This window comes from Marinobacter sp. MBR-105, assembly GCF_053628895.1.
Genome location: NZ_JBRJHG010000014.1, coordinates 52,666 through 71,842 on the forward strand (window position 1 = coordinate 52,666; position 19,177 = coordinate 71,842).

The 19,177-nt window shown below is 57.5% G+C and carries 21 protein-coding genes and 1 pseudogene; 10 read left to right on the top strand and 12 right to left on the bottom strand.

Annotation, left to right across the window (positions count from 1 at the left end; all coding sequences use genetic code 11):
* The first annotated feature begins 22 nt into the window (after window positions 1–22).
* The gene (locus ACSSVV_RS15730) at window positions 23–685 is read left to right on the top strand and encodes a hypothetical protein (protein ID WP_014422232.1); all 663 of its coding nucleotides are present in this window, start codon (window positions 23–25) and stop codon (window positions 683–685) included.
* A 6-nt stretch (window positions 686–691) separates the two neighbouring features.
* On the opposite strand, the gene ACSSVV_RS15735 is transcribed toward ACSSVV_RS15730, so the two are convergent.
* Complete coding sequence (locus ACSSVV_RS15735) at window positions 692–907, bottom strand: dodecin (RefSeq protein ID WP_141067153.1); 216 nt, start codon at window positions 905–907, stop codon at window positions 692–694.
* 156 nt (window positions 908–1,063) lie between these two features.
* On the opposite strand from ACSSVV_RS15735, the gene ACSSVV_RS15740 reads away from it, so the two are divergent.
* Window positions 1,064–1,837 (top strand): DUF3750 domain-containing protein, encoded by a 774-nt coding sequence (locus tag ACSSVV_RS15740; protein WP_454106529.1) that lies wholly within the window; start codon window positions 1,064–1,066, stop codon window positions 1,835–1,837.
* A gap of 129 nt (window positions 1,838–1,966) precedes the next feature.
* Here ACSSVV_RS15740 and ACSSVV_RS15745 read toward each other — a convergent pair whose 3' ends face one another.
* From ACSSVV_RS15745 to ACSSVV_RS15755, 3 genes are all read right to left on the bottom strand, one after another.
* Window positions 1,967–3,274: a hypothetical protein gene (locus ACSSVV_RS15745; protein WP_011786319.1), complete on the bottom strand. Its 1,308-nt coding sequence runs from the start codon at window positions 3,272–3,274 to the stop codon at window positions 1,967–1,969.
* Between the two features lie 85 nt (window positions 3,275–3,359).
* Window positions 3,360–3,671 carry an AzlD family protein gene (locus ACSSVV_RS15750; RefSeq protein ID WP_011786320.1) on the bottom strand — a complete coding sequence of 104 codons (312 nt, stop codon included), beginning with the start codon at window positions 3,669–3,671 and terminating at the stop codon, window positions 3,360–3,362.
* Window positions 3,661–4,407 (bottom strand): AzlC family ABC transporter permease, encoded by a 747-nt coding sequence (locus ACSSVV_RS15755; RefSeq protein ID WP_011786321.1) that lies wholly within the window; start codon window positions 4,405–4,407, stop codon window positions 3,661–3,663. The genes ACSSVV_RS15750 and ACSSVV_RS15755 overlap by 11 nt, the downstream gene beginning before the upstream one ends.
* A 303-nt stretch (window positions 4,408–4,710) precedes the next feature.
* Between ACSSVV_RS15755 and ACSSVV_RS15760 the strand changes: the two genes are divergently transcribed.
* Together ACSSVV_RS15760 and ACSSVV_RS15765 are read left to right on the top strand one after the other, a co-directional pair.
* Window positions 4,711–5,808, top strand: coding sequence for a Leu/Phe/Val dehydrogenase (locus ACSSVV_RS15760; RefSeq protein ID WP_022991484.1), 1,098 nt, complete (start codon window positions 4,711–4,713; stop codon window positions 5,806–5,808).
* A gap of 90 nt (window positions 5,809–5,898) precedes the next feature.
* The gene (locus tag ACSSVV_RS15765; RefSeq protein WP_014422240.1) at window positions 5,899–7,311 is read left to right on the top strand and encodes a sodium-dependent transporter; all 1,413 of its coding nucleotides are present in this window, start codon (window positions 5,899–5,901) and stop codon (window positions 7,309–7,311) included.
* A gap of 7 nt (window positions 7,312–7,318) precedes the next feature.
* Here the strand turns inward: ACSSVV_RS15765 and ACSSVV_RS15770 are convergent.
* The 3 genes and pseudogenes from ACSSVV_RS15770 to ACSSVV_RS15780 form a co-directional block, all read right to left on the bottom strand.
* A pseudogene (locus ACSSVV_RS15770) lies at window positions 7,319–7,444 on the bottom strand (NAD-dependent protein deacetylase); the annotation flags it as partial.
* 62 nt (window positions 7,445–7,506) lie between these two features.
* Window positions 7,507–8,058: a DUF1415 domain-containing protein gene (locus ACSSVV_RS15775; protein ID WP_022991485.1), complete on the bottom strand. Its 552-nt coding sequence runs from the start codon at window positions 8,056–8,058 to the stop codon at window positions 7,507–7,509.
* Window positions 8,055–9,641: an ABC-F family ATPase gene (locus ACSSVV_RS15780; RefSeq protein ID WP_454106530.1), complete on the bottom strand. Its 1,587-nt coding sequence runs from the start codon at window positions 9,639–9,641 to the stop codon at window positions 8,055–8,057. Before ACSSVV_RS15780 ends, ACSSVV_RS15775 begins: the two co-directional genes overlap by 4 nt.
* Window positions 9,642–9,821: 180 nt before the next feature.
* Between ACSSVV_RS15780 and ACSSVV_RS15785 the strand changes: the two genes are divergently transcribed.
* Window positions 9,822–10,100 (top strand): peptidylprolyl isomerase, encoded by a 279-nt coding sequence (locus ACSSVV_RS15785; RefSeq protein WP_008939100.1) that lies wholly within the window; start codon window positions 9,822–9,824, stop codon window positions 10,098–10,100.
* 57 nt (window positions 10,101–10,157) lie between these two features.
* Here ACSSVV_RS15785 and ACSSVV_RS15790 read toward each other — a convergent pair whose 3' ends face one another.
* Window positions 10,158–10,985 carry a DUF2059 domain-containing protein gene (locus ACSSVV_RS15790; protein ID WP_011786327.1) on the bottom strand — a complete coding sequence of 276 codons (828 nt, stop codon included), beginning with the start codon at window positions 10,983–10,985 and terminating at the stop codon, window positions 10,158–10,160.
* 90 nt (window positions 10,986–11,075) lie between these two features.
* Here ACSSVV_RS15790 and ACSSVV_RS15795 point away from each other — a divergent pair, with 90 nt between their 5' ends.
* Complete coding sequence (locus tag ACSSVV_RS15795; RefSeq protein WP_226595554.1) at window positions 11,076–11,804, top strand: transglycosylase SLT domain-containing protein; 729 nt, start codon at window positions 11,076–11,078, stop codon at window positions 11,802–11,804.
* Between the two features lies 1 nt (window position 11,805).
* Here the strand turns inward: ACSSVV_RS15795 and ACSSVV_RS15800 are convergent, their stop codons facing one another.
* Window positions 11,806–12,705, bottom strand: coding sequence for a LysR family transcriptional regulator (locus ACSSVV_RS15800; RefSeq protein WP_031210210.1), 900 nt, complete (start codon window positions 12,703–12,705; stop codon window positions 11,806–11,808).
* 127 nt (window positions 12,706–12,832) lie between these two features.
* Between ACSSVV_RS15800 and ACSSVV_RS15805 the strand changes: the two genes are divergently transcribed.
* The gene (locus tag ACSSVV_RS15805) at window positions 12,833–13,027 is read left to right on the top strand and encodes a hypothetical protein (protein WP_014422246.1); all 195 of its coding nucleotides are present in this window, start codon (window positions 12,833–12,835) and stop codon (window positions 13,025–13,027) included.
* An 85-nt stretch (window positions 13,028–13,112) separates the two neighbouring features.
* Here the strand turns inward: ACSSVV_RS15805 and ACSSVV_RS15810 are convergent, their stop codons facing one another.
* Window positions 13,113–14,795: an AMP-binding protein gene (locus tag ACSSVV_RS15810; protein ID WP_014422247.1), complete on the bottom strand. Its 1,683-nt coding sequence runs from the start codon at window positions 14,793–14,795 to the stop codon at window positions 13,113–13,115.
* A gap of 315 nt (window positions 14,796–15,110) precedes the next feature.
* Window positions 15,111–15,539: an Lrp/AsnC family transcriptional regulator gene (locus ACSSVV_RS15815; RefSeq protein WP_014422248.1), complete on the bottom strand. Its 429-nt coding sequence runs from the start codon at window positions 15,537–15,539 to the stop codon at window positions 15,111–15,113.
* A gap of 115 nt (window positions 15,540–15,654) precedes the next feature.
* Here ACSSVV_RS15815 and ACSSVV_RS15820 point away from each other — a divergent pair, with 115 nt between their 5' ends.
* Together ACSSVV_RS15820 and ACSSVV_RS15825 are read left to right on the top strand one after the other, a co-directional pair.
* Window positions 15,655–16,755, top strand: a complete 1,101-nt coding sequence (locus tag ACSSVV_RS15820) for an arginine N-succinyltransferase (RefSeq protein WP_011786332.1) — start codon at window positions 15,655–15,657, stop codon at window positions 16,753–16,755.
* Complete coding sequence (locus ACSSVV_RS15825; protein WP_114434140.1) at window positions 16,745–17,545, top strand: DUF1338 domain-containing protein; 801 nt, start codon at window positions 16,745–16,747, stop codon at window positions 17,543–17,545. Before ACSSVV_RS15820 ends, ACSSVV_RS15825 begins: the two co-directional genes overlap by 11 nt.
* Before the next feature lie 13 nt (window positions 17,546–17,558).
* Here the strand turns inward: ACSSVV_RS15825 and ACSSVV_RS15830 are convergent, their stop codons facing one another.
* On the bottom strand, window positions 17,559–18,218 hold the full coding sequence (locus ACSSVV_RS15830; protein ID WP_454106531.1) for a protein-L-isoaspartate(D-aspartate) O-methyltransferase: 660 nt from the start codon (window positions 18,216–18,218) through the stop codon (window positions 17,559–17,561).
* A 176-nt stretch (window positions 18,219–18,394) separates the two neighbouring features.
* Here ACSSVV_RS15830 and ACSSVV_RS15835 point away from each other — a divergent pair, with 176 nt between their 5' ends.
* On the top strand, window positions 18,395–19,060 hold the full coding sequence (locus tag ACSSVV_RS15835; protein WP_454106532.1) for an AbiTii domain-containing protein: 666 nt from the start codon (window positions 18,395–18,397) through the stop codon (window positions 19,058–19,060).
* Window positions 19,061–19,177 lie beyond the last annotated feature (117 nt).

The following is a 19,177-nucleotide window of genomic DNA, read 5'->3' on the forward strand; positions in this document are numbered from 1 at the left end:
GACTTCAATCAGGTGAACGGCAATGGATACCGGTCTGCCAGGAAGCATACTCACCTCATTTGATCCACCCCTGATGGTGGCATTGGGTGCCTTTGTGCTGGCGCTTCTCAGCCTGATACTGGCATCCCGGTTACGGAACAAAAACCAGAGCCAGCTCAGCGCATTGAGGGAAAGGTCGGACACCCTCTGGCGTGAAATGGATGACATCCGGGTCAGTCAGTTCAACCGCTCAGATCATAGCCCGTCGACCAGCCATTCCTCACTGGACCAAGCCCGTTACCAAACGGAAATGGAAGCCTACCAGAAGACCTGGCCGGCCATCTGGCTTCTGCACGAACGCCTGGGGCAGTTTCTGCGAACTGTCGAAACCGGTGAATCCGCCAACGACTTACGTCTGGAGGCCAGAAACGCTGCGCTGGACGCCCGAAATCACCTGAACCAGCACCGCCCCTTCTGTCACGAAACGGTGGATGAACTGCTCACCCGGCTCATTGACGTGGAAATCAAGGCCCACCTCGCCGCCTGCCAGTACCTGGACCTGGTGAAGGAAGTCCGGCACGGCGCTTCCGATCACGACCGGAGAGTCCTGCACGACAAGTTTCACAGCCTGCATGAGGGCGAGGCTCGGGAGCTTTTGAATCACCTGGTGACCACCATCCGGCACCGCGCCATAAGAAGCGGCTAAGTTTGCTTAGCTATCGGCAATCCGGAAACCGATTTTCAGGCCCACCTGATAATGACCGACCTTTCCGTCGACAATGTGGCCACGGGTTTCCGTTACCTCGAACCACTCCATATTGCGAACACTTCTCCCACACTCATCCAGCGCGCTCTGAATGGCATCTTCAATGCTTGTCTTTGATGAGCCTACGATTTCCACTTTTTTGTAGACATGGTGATCAGACATGACAGCCTCCTGACTCAAGAATATTTACACCTTGAGCCTAGAAGTCAGCGTGAGCTTGGGCAAACTACCATTCTTTAACCTGCTTCATCCATTGACCGTTAAAAGGCGTATCATCTTGCCTGTAGCATGCTGGAAATACTCGAACCGGACCTGTAAATGAAACGACTTCTCAAATACGCCGCGGGCCTGCTCGGCGCCCTGCTGTTGCTTCTGGGCGGCCCCCTTCTGTTGGCCGCCAGCAGCAGCCTTGAGGTTGCGGAGAGCTGGCGTACCGCCAGCCGGGAAAGCGCCGGTATAGCGCCTCGACCCGAACAGGTTGAGGAAGCCATTATTCAGGTCTATGGCGCACGCGCCTGGAGCTGGCGAGGCTACTTTGCGGTACATACCTGGATTGCGACCAAAGAACATGGCGCTGATTATTATCAGGTGCACGAGGTCACCGGCTGGCGCACCTACGTGGTCAATTCCCGCCCCGGCGACCCGGACAGACACTGGTACGGCGCCAGGCCGGAATTGTATGCAGACATCCGGGGAGAGAAAGCCGCGGCCTTGATTCCGCAGATCTACCAGGCAGTAGAAAACTATCCCTACCCCACCGAATACGAAGCCTGGCCGGGGCCAAACAGCAACACCTTCGTGGCCTGGGTGATACGGGAAACGCCGGACTTCGACGTAGCCCTGCCCAGCCACGCCATCGGCAAGGACTACCTGGGTGACCGGCTGATCGCCCCAAGCCCGGGTGGCGCGGGCTATCAACTATCCCTGGGTGGGTATTTCGGTGTGTTGGCCGGGGTTCGAGAGGGTCTGGAAGTGAATATTCTGGGGTTGTCGCTGGGTATCAATCCCATGGCGCTGGGGATCAAATTACCGGGACTCGGCGAGCTGGCCTTGCTTGACACAAACCCCATGCACGAGCAACCAGCTCGCTAGACGCTCAGGGGTGGGGGTGGTCTCCCAAAAACCGCTACAAGCACATCCATGTGCGCTTCTCTCCGGCCATCCATGGCCTCCGACATTTTTGGGAGACCACCCCCACCCCTGAGCTGCACTGTCCCAAAGTCAAAGCTTGGCGAATTCCAGATACCGACTGGCTGCCTGCTTCTTCTCATCCTGGCTGTTGAGCAACTCCAGCCGCAGTTTATCAATGATCTTCAGGTAACCATCCAGCGGGGACTTTTCTTCGCCCTGCTCTTTTGAAGCCTCAATAAACGCCTGCTGCTTCTCACGAATTTCGTTCAGTTTCTCCAGCGCGTTTTGAATTGCCGCAATTCGCGCCGAGACAGCGCCACTCATCTCTGGTTCAGCATTGCGAACACCAAGCGCGGTTTCCACCGCCGGGGCCGACTCGGTGTTCTGCTCCGCCAGGTCCAGCTCTTCCAGAGTACGAACGTCACCGTCAGTGGTCAGATAAATACCAGAGGCCTTGATCTGCCCCAGGGGCACGCCCTGAGGATTGGTCAGGGTGAAGCGGTCGTCCACGCTGTCGACATAGAGTGCCTGGACCCCAACCTCCGCCAGCGAGCGCAGATCCTGGCCGCCATCAGCCGTCTGTACCCACACCGACAGGGACTGAAATATTTCATCGTTAGCATCTATCCAGCGGTTACCATCGTCATCAAATGCAGCTAACTCGCTGAAGCCAGAGCCACTTTCCGGACCGAACAATTCGCTGCCATCGTCCACTTTACCGTTACCATTGCGGTCAAAAACCAGATATCCGCTGCCCGCGCCCAGAGAGGCGAACTGCGCCGTCTCGCCGTTGCCCGTCATGTCGAATTCAAACAGGGTGTCGGTCAGTCTCGCGGTAGAAGCACCAAAGTTGATCACCAGCGGATCAGTCAGGGGACGCTCCTGAATCTGGATCAGCTCGGAGTATTCATAGCTGCGGGACTGTGACTGTCTGAGCGACAGGGTAAAGTCGATGGTTTCACCATTATCGAGGGTGATGCTGCCAGTCGACGCGAAGCTGCGGGTTTCGCTTTCGGAGTAGAACATATAGCGACCGGCAGAAACCGACAGGTTCTTCGGCGATTCCGCAGCCGCTTCGCCCCCCAGGGCGGCGCGGCTAACCGTCAGCGCCTGCTGCCCCATCAGGAACAGCTCTGAAGACTTTTCGACCAGTTCCGAACTGGTGAAGGTGGCCGCTCGGTTGTCTCCAGTCACCTCACTGGTGCTGGAAAACGCCATCTGCTCCTGGCTGCTGTAGCGATACGCCGCCTGCCGGAACAATGACAACTCGGTGCCCCGATTGGTCTGCCCTTCCGGTACCGGGGCGGCAGACTGGCGGATTCTCAGCTGGGAGCTGTCGAACGCCGATACCTGGCGGCTGCTGTCCTGGAACAGGGAAATCTGGCTGGATGAAATCATGGTGCGGTACCTCAGTGACACTGGGTCACTTAACGGCACTACCGCCAGAAACTTGAGCAGTTTTTAACCGCGACCGCCAATAAACTCAGAGCCAATAACGAACCGTCGCGGCGGCCAGCAGGCCAATAGCGATAGCGGGAAGCGGCTTGTGTAGCACCAGCATGGCAACCGCCGTGGCCACCAGTGCCGCCAGCGCGCCCGGATCGCCGGCCACCGCCATGGGAACGATGATGGCGATCAGCACCGAGCTGGCCATGGTATTGATGAAACTCTCCACGCGCGGATTGATGCGTACAAACGACATCACAAACACACCGCCGAAACGGGTAATCAGAGTGACCAAGGTCATGATGGTGATCAGCGCCATCACGCCAAGGGTTGTGGTTTCAATGGTCACCGGTCACCTCCCGCTGGTTGTCCGCCACCGCGGATTTTGGTTCCAACCAGACCAAACCGACCAAACCACCGGCGATTGCGCCAACCACCACGTGCATATTGGGCGGCAGCCACTTCCAGGCGGCAAGGGAGGCTGCGCCGGCAACGCACCAGGCGACCAGCACCCGCGGGGACTTATTGCCTCCCAGTGCCATGGCCAGCAGGAAGCAACCCAACACCATATCCAGCCCGAAGGCTTTGGGGTTCTGTAACAAACCGCCGAAGTAGACGCCCAGGGCTGTACCAACAATCCAGGCCAGCCACAGCACCAGACCACCCCCGATAATCACTTCGAGGTTGCGCCTGCCATTCTGATAATCCTGGGCCGAGACCGCCCAGTTGGCATCTGTGAGCAACAACAAAAGCGCGTAGCGGTGTCCGGGCGAGACTTCTCTCAGCATCGGGTAAAGCGAGGCGCCCATCAGCAAGTGCCTGGAATTGATGGCAAAAACCACGGCGATCAAAGGCAGAACCGAAACATCGGCCCCCCAGATATCCACCGCCGCAAACTGCGAAGCGCCGGCAAACACGGTTGTGCTCATCAGGATAGACTGCAGCGGCGTCAACCCTTCCTGAATGGCGGCCAGACCAAAGGCAGCACCAAACGCCACCACAAAGAATGAGATGGGGAGCAGGCGGAAGAACTCGGAACGGACTTTCCGCGAATCAAACTGATAAGGATAGGAGGCGACAGACATCTGAAGAAGCTAAGCCGGATAGTGCAAAACGCGTATAGGTAGAAACCACCATTAAGCGTTTTTTTTCTTACCAGTGCTCAGGCAGTTAGATGATTAAATCAAACAAGTTCACAATTCCGCCGGCCGCCAAGGTTGACGTTCACGTAAACTTGCATTAGCTTGAATTTCGTCCGGCCCCAAAAGGGCAACCCGACCAATCCTTCGGGAGGACACCTGAAATCGACACCCTGGCCACAAGCCAGACCGACAAAAACAAGACAGAACCTGCCGCCGGGATCCGGCTGTGCGGGAGAGGATTTCAACATGCTGTTCAGCCATCCGGAGTTCGATCACCACGAACACCTGTCGTTTTTCTGCGATGCCGAAACCGGCCTCAAAGCCATTGTCGCTATTCACAACACCTCCCGCGGCCCCGCTTTAGGCGGTTGCCGAATGTTCCCTTACGCCAGTGATGAAGAAGCGCTGCGAGATGTGCTTCGCCTGTCCAGGGGAATGACCTACAAATCGGCCCTGGCCAATCTGGACCTGGGTGGTGGCAAATCCGTGATTATTGGCGATCCGCGCAAGCACAAAACACAAGCCCTGCTGGAGGCTATGGGCAAGCACCTGGAAAGCCTGGGAGGCCATTACATTGCGGCCGAAGACTCCGGCACCAGCGTGCCGGATCTGAAAGTGATGGGGCGCCATACCCGCCATGTGGCCGGCGTTGCCTACCGTACCGGATTCGACGGCACCCCCAGTAACGGGGATCCCTCTCCTGTCACCGCTTACGGCACCTTTGTTGGCCTCAGAGCAGCAGTAAAACACCGGCTCGGCAGCAACGACCTTACCGGCCTGAAAGTAGCCATCCAGGGCATCGGTAATGTCGGGTTCCGCCTGGCCCAACACCTGAAAGACGCTGGCGCTGAACTCTGGGTGAACGATATTCACGCCGACAACATGCAGCGAGCTGTCGACCAGCTCGGCGCACACGCCGCCTCGGCGGAAGACATACTGACTCTGCCCGTGGATGTTATCGCACCCTGCGCCATGGGCGCCGTCCTGAACGACCGCAGTATTCCTGCCATTCGCGCCGGTATCGTCGCAGGCGCGGCCAATAATCTGCTGGATCGCCCGGAACACGACGCGGCACTGAAACAGCGGGGCATTCTGTACGCTCCAGACTTTGCGATTAACGCCGGCGGCATCATTGATGTGTTCTACGAACGCACAGGGGCATCCCCGGAAAAAGTGCGCGCCCATGTGGAAACCATCGGCGACACCCTGACCGAAATTTTTAACCGTTCTGACCGCACCGGGCTCCCTACCGGTGAAATTGCCAATGAACTGGCTGAAGAACGGTTCACCAAGCATGCCGCGGGTGCTGGGCTGGCGCCCCAGCGGCTGTCTCGCACCGGATAACCTGACACCGGTGCTTCCCCTTGGGAGCCGCAGTCTCTGCGGCTCCATTTTTAACCCCAGTAACAAAAACAAGACCTTCGGGAGAAAACCATGTCTGTCTCATCATCCGGTTCTGCTGCCTATTCCGGCAGCCTTGAGGGCTCCAATGCCCAGCGCGGGCTCTGGTCATCACGGCTCGCGTTCATCCTCGCGGCCACCGGTTCCGCTGTGGGCCTCGGAAACATCTGGAAATTCCCCTACGTAACCGGCGAAAACGGCGGTGGCGCTTTTGTGTTGGTCTACCTGCTGTGCATCGCCATCATCGGTATTCCCATCATGATGGCCGAGGTGATGATCGGCCGTCGTGGTGGCCACAGCCCGGTTAACAGCATCAAGGCGATCGCCCAGCGGGACGGACTGAACCCGGCCTGGAAACTGGTCGGCGCCGTGGGCATTCTTGCAGGCTTCCTGATTCTGTCGTTTTACTCGGTGATTGGTGGCTGGGCCATTTCCTACGTTGGCACCACCGCCAGCGGCCAGCTCTCCGGCCAGACCGCAGATGCCGTGGGTGCGATTTTCTCCGGCCTGCTGAGCAATCCCGGCACCCTGTTGCTGTGGCACACGGTGTTCATGGCCCTGGTGATGCTGGTGGTGGCGAAAGGTGTGCGCTCCGGCCTGGAGCGGGCCGTCAGCATTCTGATGCCGGCACTGTTTGTACTGCTACTGATTGTGGTCGGCTACGCCATGACCACCGGCCACTTTGGCCAGGCGGCAGCCTTCCTGTTCCAGCCGGACTTCTCCAAGCTCACCACCTCCGGCGTACTGGTGGCACTGGGACACGCATTCTTTACTCTGAGCCTGGGTATGGCGGTGATGATGGCTTATGGCTCCTACCTGCCCAAGAAGATTTCCATCGCCAAAACCTCCATTACCGTCTCGGTGATTGATACCGGTGTCGCCCTGCTGGCCGGCCTCGCCATTTTCCCGATTGTCTTTGCCAACGGCCTGGAGCCCGGTGCTGGCCCTGGCCTGATTTTCCAGACCCTGCCCCTGGCCTTCGGTCAGATGCCCATGGGCTCACTGTTCGGCACCCTGTTCTTTGTACTTCTGATTTTCGCCGCCTGGACCTCTGGCATTTCCCTGCTGGAACCGATCGTTGAATGGCTGGAAGAACAAAAGGGCATGAACCGCACCGTCAGTACGCTGGGTGCCGGTGTGGTGTGCTGGGCTCTGGGTATTGCCTCTATTCTGTCGCTGAACCTGTGGGCGGATTTCGCACCACTGGGCTTCATCCCGATGCTGGAAGGCAAAACCATCTTCGACCTGCTGGACTTCTTCACCGCCAACATCCTGCTGCCGCTGGGCGGGCTACTGGTCGCGTTGATGGCGGGCTGGGTGATGTCGAAACCTGCCATGGAGAAGGAGCTGGCCCTGTCACCGGGTACATTCAACCTGTGGTTTGTCACCGTGCGCTTCATCACCCCGATTGCGGTGGGCGTGGTGTTCATCTACAACCTGATGTAAATAACGCTCACAACTGATCAAGGGAGGCCTTCAGGGTCTCCCCGATCCTCGCGTTCAGTTTCAGTTCCACCAGATCCTCGGCCCGGGTCCGCCCAAGATTCAGGGTGGCGATCGGCTTATTCCAGTCGTTGGCTGGAACTGAATGGGCGGGTTCGATGCTCAGTCATTTCCGTTACAACTCAGTGGCTCGGAATGTCAGGTTTCGGCGTCGGTGCACCGTTTCAGAATAGTACGCATCTTCTGCACACCGAGCTCATTCATCAACGCAATATTCCGGTCGGGAATACCATCTACGTCCGGATAGTGATCAATAGCCGCTTCCAGACTCGCCTCCCGCAACAGGTGCAGCATGGGGTACGGTGATCGATTGGTGTAGTTTTCCGCAGCCTCTGCATCGGTGCCGGCGAACTGATAGTCCGGATGGAAACTGGCAACCTGAAAGACACCTTCCAGCTCCAGATAGCTCAGCAAGGCATCCGCGGCATCGAGAAATTCGTTGTAGGCGAAAAAATCCTGCAACACACCAGGATGGATCAACAACGTGGTTTCGACGTCCGGCTCATCTTCCAGGCGCTGCAACTCTGACTGCAACGCCTGTAAAAGCTCATCCTCGTTCTCCGCCTCGCTGACGACAAAACGCACGCGGTTCTTGACCAACTCGCGCTTGGCGAAGGGGCAGAGGTTGTAACCAACCACCACTTCTTCAACCCATTGCCGGCTGGCGCTTACAACCTGTGATTCATTCATAGGTAGCCCTGGCTCCGAAGATAATCGTCATAGGAGCCACTGAAGTCAGTCACCCCATCAGCTGTGAGCTCAATAATCCGCGTCGCCAGCGAAGAGACAAACTCACGATCATGGCTTACGAAAATCAGCGTTCCCGGATAGTTCTCCAACGCCAGGTTCAAAGCCTCGATAGACTCCATATCCAGGTGGTTGGTGGGCTCGTCCATCAGCATCACATTCGGTTTCTGAAGGATCAGTTTGCCGAACAGCATGCGGCCCTGCTCCCCCCCCGAGATTACCTTTACAGACTTGCCAATATCATCACCGGAAAACAGCATTCGCCCCAGCGTGCCGCGCACTAATTGTTCGCCGCCGGTGGTCCATTGCGCCATCCAGTCTGTGAGGGTCTCGTCGCGGGCAAAATCCGCGGTGTAGTCCTGGGCGAAATATCCAACCTCGGCACTGTCGGTCCACTTCACCTCGCCGGCATCCGGCTCATAAGCGCCAGCCAGGCATTGCAGGAGTGTGGTTTTACCAATCCCGTTCGGGCCAATAACAGCCACGCGTTCTCCCGCCTCAATCTGCAGATCCAGGTTTTTGAACAAGGGGCCTTCATCGAAGCCCTTGGTCAGACCTTTCAGAGTCACGGCCTGACGATGCAGCTTCTTGCCCTGCTCGAAGCGGATAAAGGGACTCACGCGGCTTGAGGGCTTCACCTCTTCCAACTGGATCTTGTCGATCTGACGGGCGCGAGAGGTGGCCTGTTTGGCCTTGGAGGCGTTGGCGGAGAAGCGGCTGACGAACTGCTGCAATTCCGCAATCTGGGCTTTTTTCTTGGCGTTGTCCGCCAGCATGCGCTCTCGGGCCTGGGTGGCGGCGGTCATGTATTCGTCGTAGTTGCCGGGGAACAGGCGCAGCTCACCATAATCCAGGTCCGCCATGTGGGTACATACACTGTTCAGAAAGTGACGGTCGTGAGAGATGATGATCATGGTGCTGTTGCGGGCCACCAGAATGTTTTCCAGCCAGCGGATGGTGTTGATGTCCAGGTGGTTGGTGGGCTCATCCAGCAACAGTACGTCGGGGTCAGAAAACAGAGCCTGTGCCAGCAGCACACGCAGTTTCCAGCCCGGCGCCAGAGCACTCATGGGGCCGTTGTGCTGCTCCAGAGGAATATCCAGGCCCAGCAGCAACTCACCGGCTCGGGATTCCGCGGTGTAGCCATCCATTTCGGCAAACTGCACTTCCAGGTCTGCCACGGCCATACCGTCTTCCTCACTCATCTCCGGCAGCGAATAAATGCGGTCCCGCTCCTTTTTCACATTCCAGAGTTCTTCGTGGCCCATAATCACAGTGTCCATCACTGAGCACTGTTCATAGGCAAACTGATCCTGACGGAGCTTGCCCAGTCGGGTATTCGGTTCCAGCATGACCTGGCCCGCCGATGGCTCCAGATCACCACCCAGAATTTTCATCAGGGTGGATTTACCGCACCCATTCGCCCCGATCAGGCCGTAACGGTTGCCGTTGCCGAACTTGGCCGACACATTTTCAAACAGGGGCCGCGCCCCGAACTGCATGGTGAGATTGGCGGTGGAGATCAAGAAACAAACCTGTCGAAGTAGGGGCCGACGAGAGCCGGCGAAAAGAAAGCCGGCATTGTACAGGTTTGCACCAGAGACTGTGAGGCCGCAGAAACACGGACAAAAACCACTTGCCTCAGGGCGCCGCTGCGGGCAGCATTCCGGTCTGTGTTCCATTCACCCAACGACAGGAAATTGATCATGGCACAAGCAACCGCACGCCACATTCTGGTAGACAGTGAAGCCAAGTGTGAGGAACTGAAGAAAGCCATCGAAGGTGGCCAGGATTTCGCCGAAGTCGCCAAGCAGCACTCGTCCTGCCCTTCTGGCCGTAACGGCGGCGACCTGGGTTCTTTTGGGCCGGGCCAGATGGTTCCGGAGTTCGACAAAGCCGTTTTCAACAGCGAGCTCAATACTGTGATCGGCCCCATCAAGACCCAGTTTGGCTACCACCTGCTGGAAGTCACCAGCCGCAGCTGATCCGATGATTGGCCCGGCCGGTGTTCGGAATATCTCCGACGCCGGCCGGGGTGCGTCCTACTCCGATCCTGCCGGCGGTGCCATGAACCTCGATATCTGCCGTCCGATGCTTTCCACCGGCTCCATGATCGCCTGCTGAATACTGCTGGTCACAACCTGAGAAAACTGCTTACCGGCGGGGCTTTCGAGGAAGTCCAGATACAATGCCAGCTCCTGGGCGCTGATCTTGTCGTAGGTATAAAGATAGCTGTCGTAGACCTGCTGGCCGACCACACCCCGAAGCATTCCTCGCTGGTTTTCGATACGGCGCTCCAACTGCTCATAATGCATTGATTCGCTGCTGAGCGCCGACATGGCAGTGGCCAACCCCAACTGAACAGCAATGGTGGTATCCACCGCGCTTTCGGTTGCCCGGGCGGCCCGGTCGAATCGATCGAACATCTCGGCTTTGGGAGTGCCTTTGTACTTTCGATTCAATTCCGGCGCGCTGGCCTGAATCTGCGGCCAGGCTTCCGGCGCCGAGGCGGCAATCTCTGCGCTCGAAATTTTCCGGGCGACGGGTGTCTGGTACCACTCACTTACCGCCTGAAGCTGTTCGTCCGTCAGCTGTGCTTGCAGATCGGTAATGATCTGCTGCTCAATTTTGTCGGCGCTGAAACTGCTGCTCACGACATAGCCAACGGTATCCGCCACCATGGGCGGCACCTGGCCGCGTTGTTTCAGCCCTTCCCGAATACCCTGGCTTAGCATCGCCGGGTATTGCTCAACAATGTCGTCAATCGGGGAGGCTTCGAGCACACTGGCGGCATCCGGGGCCGCCTGAGCTGAGCCCACACCAAGCATGGCAACGACTAAAACAGGTTTAACTAGGGCCAATCGCTTCATTTACCTATCATCCTGGCTAATGCAATGACTCTCTTATGCCATGGGCCCAAGGCTGGCAGCAAGCAATCCAGGGGTTCAGGAGATGACAGTTTGGTAGGAATACGCAACAGGTCAGGCCGAAAGAAAAAGGGCCGCCATAAGGCTGAAAAAGCACGCTGGCTTCGCCTGGCCAAATGGTATGGGCCACCGGTGGCCGGCTTACTGATCGGGATCTGGGCCACGCTCCGCTTCAGCCTGCTGGCTCCGGATCCCCCGGCGAGACCGGAAAATCTTTGCGACATTTTCCGGGAGCATCCGGTCTGGTACGACTATGCCAGCGCGTCACAACAACGTTGGGGAACCCCCATTGCCACCCAGATGGCCTTTGTCTATTACGAATCATCGTTTCGAAGCCATGCCAGACCACCGCGTACCCGGCTATGGGGTCTGATTCCGTGGGCAAGACCAACCACAGCCTTCGGTTACGCCCAGGCCCTTGATCCAGCCTGGCAGGAATATCTGGCAGCAAACGATGGTGACTGGCTGACGGTGCGCAGCGATATGAAGTATGCCCTGGATTTCGTCGGCTGGTATAACCGCCTGAGCCACCAGCAACTGGGTATCCCCTATACCGCCCCGAGGGAACTGTACCTGGCATACCATGAAGGCAGAACCGGCTATGCCCGGCGCTCCTTCGACCGCAAGCCGCAGCTTCAGGCCCTGGCCAGCCGGGTCCGGGCCAGGGCTTACCGCTACCACAACCAGTTGCAGCAGTGCGAAGCGGAGTTCCAGTGCTGGCGCTGGTACCAGTTCTGGCCGTTCTGCTCGGCTGAAGACTGAGCTACAGGGCTCCCGAAATCTCGATCACCGACTCCAGACCCTGCAAGCGCTCTACCAGAAACTCCATGACCATTCTGACCCGGGCCATCTGCTGGGTATCCTGGTTTACATGGAGCCAGAGGTCGATGCTTTCGCCCTCCAGAGGATCGGACAGCCGCCGCAATTCCCTGGTGGCGTCGCCCAGGTAACAGGGCAGCACCGCCAGGCCTGCCCCGGCCCGGGCAAGGGCATGCATGGACTGCAGGCTATTGCAGCGAATCACCGACGTGACATTTTTCAGCTGTTTGCGGTACCAGCGCCCCGTTGCCAGGTGGCTGAAGGATTCGTCTGGCAGTATCCAGGTACAGCCTTCCGGCTGATTCTCAATATCCATGTTCCGGTGCCGGCGGCAGTATTTTGCTGCGCCATAGACCGCGGATTCGATTGCGGCAATCCGTTCACCCTCCAGCGTTGCCTGGGGCTTGTTCTCCGGCCGAAGGGTAAGGTCGGCTTCCCGGTGGCTGAGATTAGCCACATCGTTATCGGTGAGAACTTCCAGCTCAATCTCGGGATAGGTGCGCACCATCTCGGCCAGAATCGGGCTGAGCAGTTCATTCATCATCACGTCTTCAGCGGCCACACGAACCTTGCCAACCGGTGCGGAATCATCCCCCACCAGTTTGCGCTCAAGGTTTTCCATATCGGTAGCCAGCCGTTCAGCCTCCCGAAAGGCCATTTCTCCCACGGGGGTGAGCTGCAATCCGCTCTGGTTACGCTCAAAAAATTGCACCCCCAGCGACTCTTCCATCTGATCAAGTCGCCGTAAAACAGTCGTTTGGTGAACACCCAGAATTTCACCGGCTTTTGCAAGCGTTCCGCCTATTGCAAGGGCCCTTATATATCGAAGATAATCCCAGTCCATAATCACTGCATATTTGCAACAAGGGTACGGATTTTAACGTATTCAAGCTGCAAAAAAGAATCCTTAGAATTGAACGTAAATTAAAGATAGATCGCTAACAATCCACCAGATGAAGGAGGAAGGCGCTATGACTCAGAACCATATCGCAACCGTTAAACCGCTGCCGTCCAGTATCCTCCACAACAGTACTGAGGTCAGGCGCCAGTATACCCGCGCTGCCGCAAGGCAGGCGATGCAGTTTATCAGCCGCAAGGTGCGAATTTTCAATCGCAAGGCGGTAGCCGTGGCGCAGGATATGCCCCAGGTTCAGGGCGGCCACTAAAACAGACTGCACGCCTTTCGGGGTTGCTGAATAAAAAACGCCGGCATGTTTCCATGCCGGCGTTTTTTTGTTCGCTTGTACCTGGTCAGAATTCCCAGATCACTTTGCGTTTCTGCTCAAACCACTCGTCCATCTTGCGGTTGTAGAAATCCTCGATGACATTGCGTTTGATCTTCATGGTGGGTGTGAGCATACCGTTTTCCATGGTCCAGGGTTCACGCACCACGACGACAAAAGCCACCTTTTCGTGGGACTCACATTCCGCATTCACGGAGTCCAGTTCCTCCGCCAGCTCTTGTTCCAGCTCGCTGCGACTGCCTCCCCGCTCCAGTTCATCACGGGCCTCCTCGGAAAGCAGTACCATCAGGCACGGCTGGGGCTGGTTGGCACCGGCCACACACACCACTTCCGCCTTGGGGTGATTGAACCGGTTCTCGATAGGCACCGGCACCACGTATTTCCCCTTTGAGGTTTTGAACAGGTCTTTAACCCGCCCGGTAATGCGCAGGCATCCATCACGGTCAATTTCACCCATGTCACCGGTTTTGAGAAAACCGTCATCCGTCAGGTCTTCCCGGGTTTTTTCCTCGTTCTTGTAATAACCGAGCATCTGGCCCGGGCTCCTCACCTGAACTTCGCCGCCCTCCCCGATCCGATGTTCAACACCCGGGTTGGCCATTCCAACGGTGCCCACCTTGGCCTGGCCCGGACGGTTGGCATGGGAATAGCCGAAGTTCTCCGACATGCCGTAGACCTCCAGCAACTCCAGACCAAGGCTTCGGTACCAGCCGATGATCTCCGCCGAGAGCGGAGCTGCACCGGTGAGTGCCGCCCGGCAATGATCCAGCCCCAGCTGTTTGAGCACCTTTTTCTTAACCAGCGTGTTCAGAATGGGGATATTGAACAGCAGTTTCTGCTTCTTGGGCGGCAACTTCGCATTCACCCCCAGGTAGAATTTCATCCACAGGCGAGGCACCGAGAAAAACAGGGTTGGCCGGGCCCGCTGCAGATCCTCCTGGAAGGTATCCAGCGAGTTGGCAAAGTACAGATGGAAACCGTAATACAGTGACTGGGTCTCTACCGCCGCCCGTTCGGCCACATGGGCCAGGGGGAGATAGGACAACATACGTTCGCTGGCCGATACGGGGAATAGCTGCTGCAGCCCGTCGGCAACCGAGATCATGGTCCGGAAGCTGTGCATCACGCCTTTCGGCCGCCCGGTACTGCCGGAGGTGTAAACAATGGTGGCCAGATCATCGGGATCGGGCAGTTTCGGTTTCGCCGGGGACTGCTCGGCGATAATGTCCTGCCATTTGGGCGTGTCGTCCCGAGGCGATAGCGGCAGCGAGATAATCGGTAATTGCTCGGGAATATGGCCCTTGATGTCATGCCAGCCATCGGCCGTGCCGTCGAGTTTGCCGAGAAACAGCATCTGAGCTTCACTGTGGTCCAGAATATAGGCTGCGGTCTCGCCATTCAGAGTTGGATAGAGCGGCACGCTGACGTGCCCTGCTGCCCAGATGGCCAGATCGGACAGAATCCAGTGGGCGCTGTTTTTGCCCAGAATCCCGATATTGCTTCGCTGAGGCAGCCCCAGCGTGTTCAGGTGGGCGGCCATGCGCGACACCTGGTCGGCGGCTTCACGCCAGGTAATATCTTCAACACGCCCGTCGGGGTAGGGCTGGGTCAAAAAAACGTTGTCGGGAGTATGCTCTGCCCAGTAATAAAGGCAATGCAGTGAAGTCTGCTTGTTCGGGTCTACGGCCATTGTGCGTCCTTGTTATTGTTTTCTTCCTCTCCATACTAGCCAACTTTCCGACTCCCTCAATAGCAATAACAATCCCGGTGATTGGCCGTTTAGCTCGAATCTGAGACCTGTCACTCAAAATACTTCGTGACATCCGTCAAGTCTGGTCTAGATTGAAAGTTGCAGCGTAAAGATTGTCATCACCTCAGGAGGTCGTTATGAAATCGTCAACGCGCTCTGTTCTGATCTTTCCGGCCTGGGCCCTGATTCTGGTCGGTTCCGGTGCCTTCCTCTACAGTGCCTGGGCAGGCATGCTCGGCTCCTGACCGTCAAACGCTAGCGTTTGAAGCGGGTTTCCAGCACGACGGCTGAATTGGTTCGTTCGACGCCTTCGAGATTGCCGATGTCGTCCAGCACCTTACTTAACTCCTCCAGAGTGCGGGCCTGGACAATCGCTATAAGGTCATATTCCCCGCTCACGGCAAATAACTGTGCCACCTGGCTGATACGCTCCAGTTCCGTATTGGTTCGTGCGGTCAGCTTCTGCCGAACCTTGATAGATACGTGGGCTTCCACCTGCCCTTCCAGATAATCCCCTCCCAGGATCACCGAATAGCCGCGAATGACACCGCTGGCCTCCAGCCTGGCAATACGATTCTGAATCGTTGATCGGGACACGTGCAGTGCCTTGGCCAGTTCGGTCACACTCGTACGGGCATTGCGCCGGAGCAGGGCAAGCAGTTTCTGATCGCGACTTTCTGTCATTTTGACCCCTAAACTTATCATTTCAACAAAACAATAGATCATTTCGAACATTCTGACACTGCAAACCGGCGACTTACGCACTCATACTGATAAAAAACAATTTTGAGGTGCCGCCATGATTATTCGCCCGGTTCGTCATGACGACCTGAACGATCTGTACGAGATAGCCTGCGAGTCCGGCCCGGGATTTACTTCCCTGATGCCGGACAAAGACCGGCTATCCCGAAAAATTGAGGGCTCAATTCGCAGCTTCCGCTCACAGGCCGTCGACCACAGCGAACAACGCTACCTGTTTGTGCTTGAAGAGGAGACTTCCGGGCAGATCATGGGTACAACCGGCATTACCTCTGGAACCGGCCGGTCGCAACCGCTTTACCATTTTCGCCACAGCACCCTCACTCATCACTCCAGAGAGTTGGGGCTCCGGCGCTCCGTGGGCGCGCTCACCCGCTGCGTGCACTATCGGAACTGTACGGAGTTCTGTTCACTGTATCTGCGCCCGGCTTTTCGCCGCGCCAATGCCGGCAAATTACTCTCCAAAGTCCGCTTCGCCTTCATCGCCCAACATCTGGACCGCTTTCCGAACCTGGCCATTGCCCAGATGCGGGGTGTGGCCGATGAACACGGCCAGTCGCCCTTCTGGGACTGGCTGCGGGATCACTTTATTGATCTGGATTTCAGCCAGGTCACGCAACTGGCGGGTGCCGGTTCACTGGACTTCGTCGAGGACCTGATGCCCTCATTACCGCTCTACACTCATTTAATGAGCAACCCGGCCCGGGCTGTCATCGGTCAGGTGCATCCGGACACCAGGCCCGCGCTGGCCATGCTCAAGGCAGAGGGGTTCCGCCATCGGGGAATGGTGGATCTGTTCGACGCCGGCCCCACCGTTGAATGCCGGACAGATAACATCCGTAGTGTCCGGGGAGCTGCACTGATGTCGGCAGAGATCAGCACAACCGGAAACCAACACCTTCCAGACACAGGCCGCCCGGTGCTTGTGACCAATACCGGGCTCGAGGACTTTCGAGCGATGGTTGTGAATACAGACATTCACGCCCTGGCCAGCGGACGGATCGAGCTTTCAACCAAGCAGGCCGATGCTCTGGGCCTCAGTGTGGGCGCATCGGTACGAACCCTGCCCCTGGGCCAGCAAGCCATTCCGGCGGCCTCAATCCATGTCACAGATTCTGCGGAGGTTCACTATGCACTCTGACGTCGACACCCTGTTTCGCGCGCTCTGGGAAGACTACCGGGCCGTAACACCTTCGGCAGACCGCATTCATGGCCTGCTGGCCGAGCGCGAGAACACCGCCATCGTCAATGATCACATCGCCCTGAGAACCTTCAACCTGGCGCCGGTGGGTCTGGACGCCCTGGCTGCGCATTTCCTGGCTTTAGGTTACCAACCCGGTGGCGAATACCATTTTGAAGCCAAGAAGCTCTATGCCCGGCATTACGAGCACCCGGACCCGGAGGTGCCAAAAGTGTTTATCTCCGAACTGCTGGTCGAACAATGCTCAGACCAACTGCAAGCGGTGGTGCAGGGTCTGGTAGACCAGATCAACCCGAAAAGGGTGCAGGCTGATGACTTTCTCTACTCAGGCCGACACTGGAATCTGGATTACTCAACCTATCGACAGTTGCTTGAGGAAAGTGAATACGCCGGCTGGCTGGCAGCCTGGGGCTATCGCGCCAACCACTTTACCGTGAGCATAAACCACCTGGACACGATTCACTCGGTACCAGACATCAACACGCTGCTGAAAGAACAGGGTTTTTCCGTGAATGCCAGTGGTGGAGAAGTGAAAGGTTCACCGCAGGACTGCCTGGAACAGTCGTCCACTATGGCCGACCGTGTTACCGCGCACTTTACCGACCAGGACGCAGTCATTCCGAGCTGCTTTTACGAATTTGCCAAGCGCTACCCAATGGCCAACGGCAAACTCTATAGCGGTTTTGTTGCCGCCTCCGCCGATCGGATTTTCGAGAGCACCCATAGTTAAACCAGGGAAGGCTTCAGGGCCAGCCTTCCTCACCCAGCAGCGGGACAAAACGTACATCACCGTAGCTCGCCTGTTCATACTCGGAATCCGACAGCCGGGTGATGCAGAGCAGTTGCTGAAGGCCGCCCTCTGTGCCCACCGGAATCACCAGCCGCCCGCCGACCGCCAGTTGTTGCTTGAGGGCCGCTGGCACCGCAGGGGCTCCGGCAGCCACGCAGATGCCATCAAATGGTGCTGCCTCTGGCCAGCCTAACGTACCGTCTGCACATTTCACATGCACCTGGGTGAAGCCTGTTCGGTCCAGATTTTTGCGCGCCTGGGCCGCCAGTTCCGGAATACGCTCAATGGAAAAAACTTCCAGAGCGAGACTGGCCAGGACGGCGGCGGCGTAGCCCGAACCGGTGCCAATATCGAGCACTCGCTCGCGGCCCTTGAGACACAGAGCTTCTGCCATCAGGGCAACGATGTAGGGCTGAGAAATGGTCTGACCCTGGCCAATGGGTACTGGGTGGTCCTCATAAGCCTCGAAGCGCAGATGTTCGGGGACAAACTGCTCTCTGGCCACACGCTCCATGGCCTCCAGTACCCGTCCATCGGAAATACCCCGAGGCACCAGCTGGCTACGGACCATGGCCCGTCGCATATCACTCAGATCCTGTCCGTCTTTGTTCATAAGACGTCCCTCCTCATGCTTACCTGTCGTTACAAAGGCATAACTTTTTTACAACAGTGCGAACACCCGGGACTGACTACTTTTTAACCACAGGTTACTCCCGATACCGACACAGGAGAACCAGACAACAACAAAAAGATCAGGGCCCATAAAGCGGCCCGAATGGAGCGCAGACCATGTCAACATCCGTGGACCATCTTCAGGAACGTACCCAGGACGCCAGCGACCTGCTAACGGACATCGTACCCTCGGCCATTACTCTCGCCACCATGCTACGCCACCGGAAAATGGCGGCCTGGTTGCGGGAAGAATTTGATGGCTACACCGACAAGGACAAGGCCCCGCCCTACCGACGCGACCTGCCCGGTCACATTGTTGCAAAATCTCCCCAGTACGGCTGGATTCCAGCGCCGGTGGATGAGCGCCAGACCTCGGAATACGGTCACCTGGACCTTCCGGAGGGCATCAAGTCCCTGGAGCAGGTGTGCCTGAACTGCAAGAAAGGCAATGGTCATCGGGCATTGCTGGACAAAGACGACATGGCCCATGTGCAAAAGCAAATCAACCTCAAGGCGGAACTGGCGATCAATCTCAGCCGTGAAGTGTACTGCCGCCTGTTGCGCACCATCCGCTCGGCGATCTACCTGTGGACAGAGTCCCTGGCCGACGCCGGCATGACCGGGGAGCACAATCATTACAGCCCGGAAGAACGCAAGACCGTGGAGCACCTGGACACCCCTGAGGTTTTCTGGCGCCAGGCCATGGAGCAGGTGGATGAACTGCCTGTGCCCGATGTCAGGGAACTGGGTTTCCTTGAACGTATGTTTGGGCGCGCCGGCTAAGCCCCAGCCATTGCCGCCCGCAGCGTCGGGCGGCAGAAGCCAACCGCGATTTGCCCCTACCGGGATCGAACGATCAGGCTATACTGCCGTCAGATAGACTGCCCAGGCATTACGGAC

Excerpts from the sequence above, each read along its gene's own strand:
- ACSSVV_RS15745 (WP_011786319.1), bottom strand. The coding sequence starts at position 3,274 with ATGATTTCATCCAGCCAGATTTCCCTGTTCCAGGACAGCAGCCGCCAG.
- ACSSVV_RS15730 (WP_014422232.1), top strand. The coding sequence starts at position 23 with ATGGATACCGGTCTGCCAGGAAGCATACTCACCTCATTTGATCCACCC.
- ACSSVV_RS15765 (WP_014422240.1), top strand. The coding sequence starts at position 5,899 with ATGTCTGTCTCATCATCCGGTTCTGCTGCCTATTCCGGCAGCCTTGAG.
- ACSSVV_RS15835 (WP_454106532.1), top strand. The coding sequence starts at position 18,395 with ATGTCAACATCCGTGGACCATCTTCAGGAACGTACCCAGGACGCCAGC.
- ACSSVV_RS15775 (WP_022991485.1), bottom strand. The coding sequence starts at position 8,058 with ATGAATGAATCACAGGTTGTAAGCGCCAGCCGGCAATGGGTTGAAGAA.
- ACSSVV_RS15825 (WP_114434140.1), top strand. The coding sequence starts at position 16,745 with ATGCACTCTGACGTCGACACCCTGTTTCGCGCGCTCTGGGAAGACTAC.
- ACSSVV_RS15810 (WP_014422247.1), bottom strand. The coding sequence starts at position 14,795 with ATGGCCGTAGACCCGAACAAGCAGACTTCACTGCATTGCCTTTATTAC.
- ACSSVV_RS15790 (WP_011786327.1), bottom strand. The coding sequence starts at position 10,985 with ATGAAGCGATTGGCCCTAGTTAAACCTGTTTTAGTCGTTGCCATGCTT.
- ACSSVV_RS15815 (WP_014422248.1), bottom strand. The coding sequence starts at position 15,539 with ATGACAGAAAGTCGCGATCAGAAACTGCTTGCCCTGCTCCGGCGCAAT.
- ACSSVV_RS15785 (WP_008939100.1), top strand. The coding sequence starts at position 9,822 with ATGGCACAAGCAACCGCACGCCACATTCTGGTAGACAGTGAAGCCAAG.
- ACSSVV_RS15800 (WP_031210210.1), bottom strand. The coding sequence starts at position 12,705 with ATGGACTGGGATTATCTTCGATATATAAGGGCCCTTGCAATAGGCGGA.
- ACSSVV_RS15805 (WP_014422246.1), top strand. The coding sequence starts at position 12,833 with ATGACTCAGAACCATATCGCAACCGTTAAACCGCTGCCGTCCAGTATC.
- ACSSVV_RS15755 (WP_011786321.1), bottom strand. The coding sequence starts at position 4,407 with ATGTCTGTCGCCTCCTATCCTTATCAGTTTGATTCGCGGAAAGTCCGT.
- ACSSVV_RS15760 (WP_022991484.1), top strand. The coding sequence starts at position 4,711 with ATGCTGTTCAGCCATCCGGAGTTCGATCACCACGAACACCTGTCGTTT.
- ACSSVV_RS15820 (WP_011786332.1), top strand. The coding sequence starts at position 15,655 with ATGATTATTCGCCCGGTTCGTCATGACGACCTGAACGATCTGTACGAG.
- ACSSVV_RS15830 (WP_454106531.1), bottom strand. The coding sequence starts at position 18,218 with ATGAACAAAGACGGACAGGATCTGAGTGATATGCGACGGGCCATGGTC.
- ACSSVV_RS15740 (WP_454106529.1), top strand. The coding sequence starts at position 1,064 with ATGAAACGACTTCTCAAATACGCCGCGGGCCTGCTCGGCGCCCTGCTG.
- ACSSVV_RS15735 (WP_141067153.1), bottom strand. The coding sequence starts at position 907 with ATGTCTGATCACCATGTCTACAAAAAAGTGGAAATCGTAGGCTCATCA.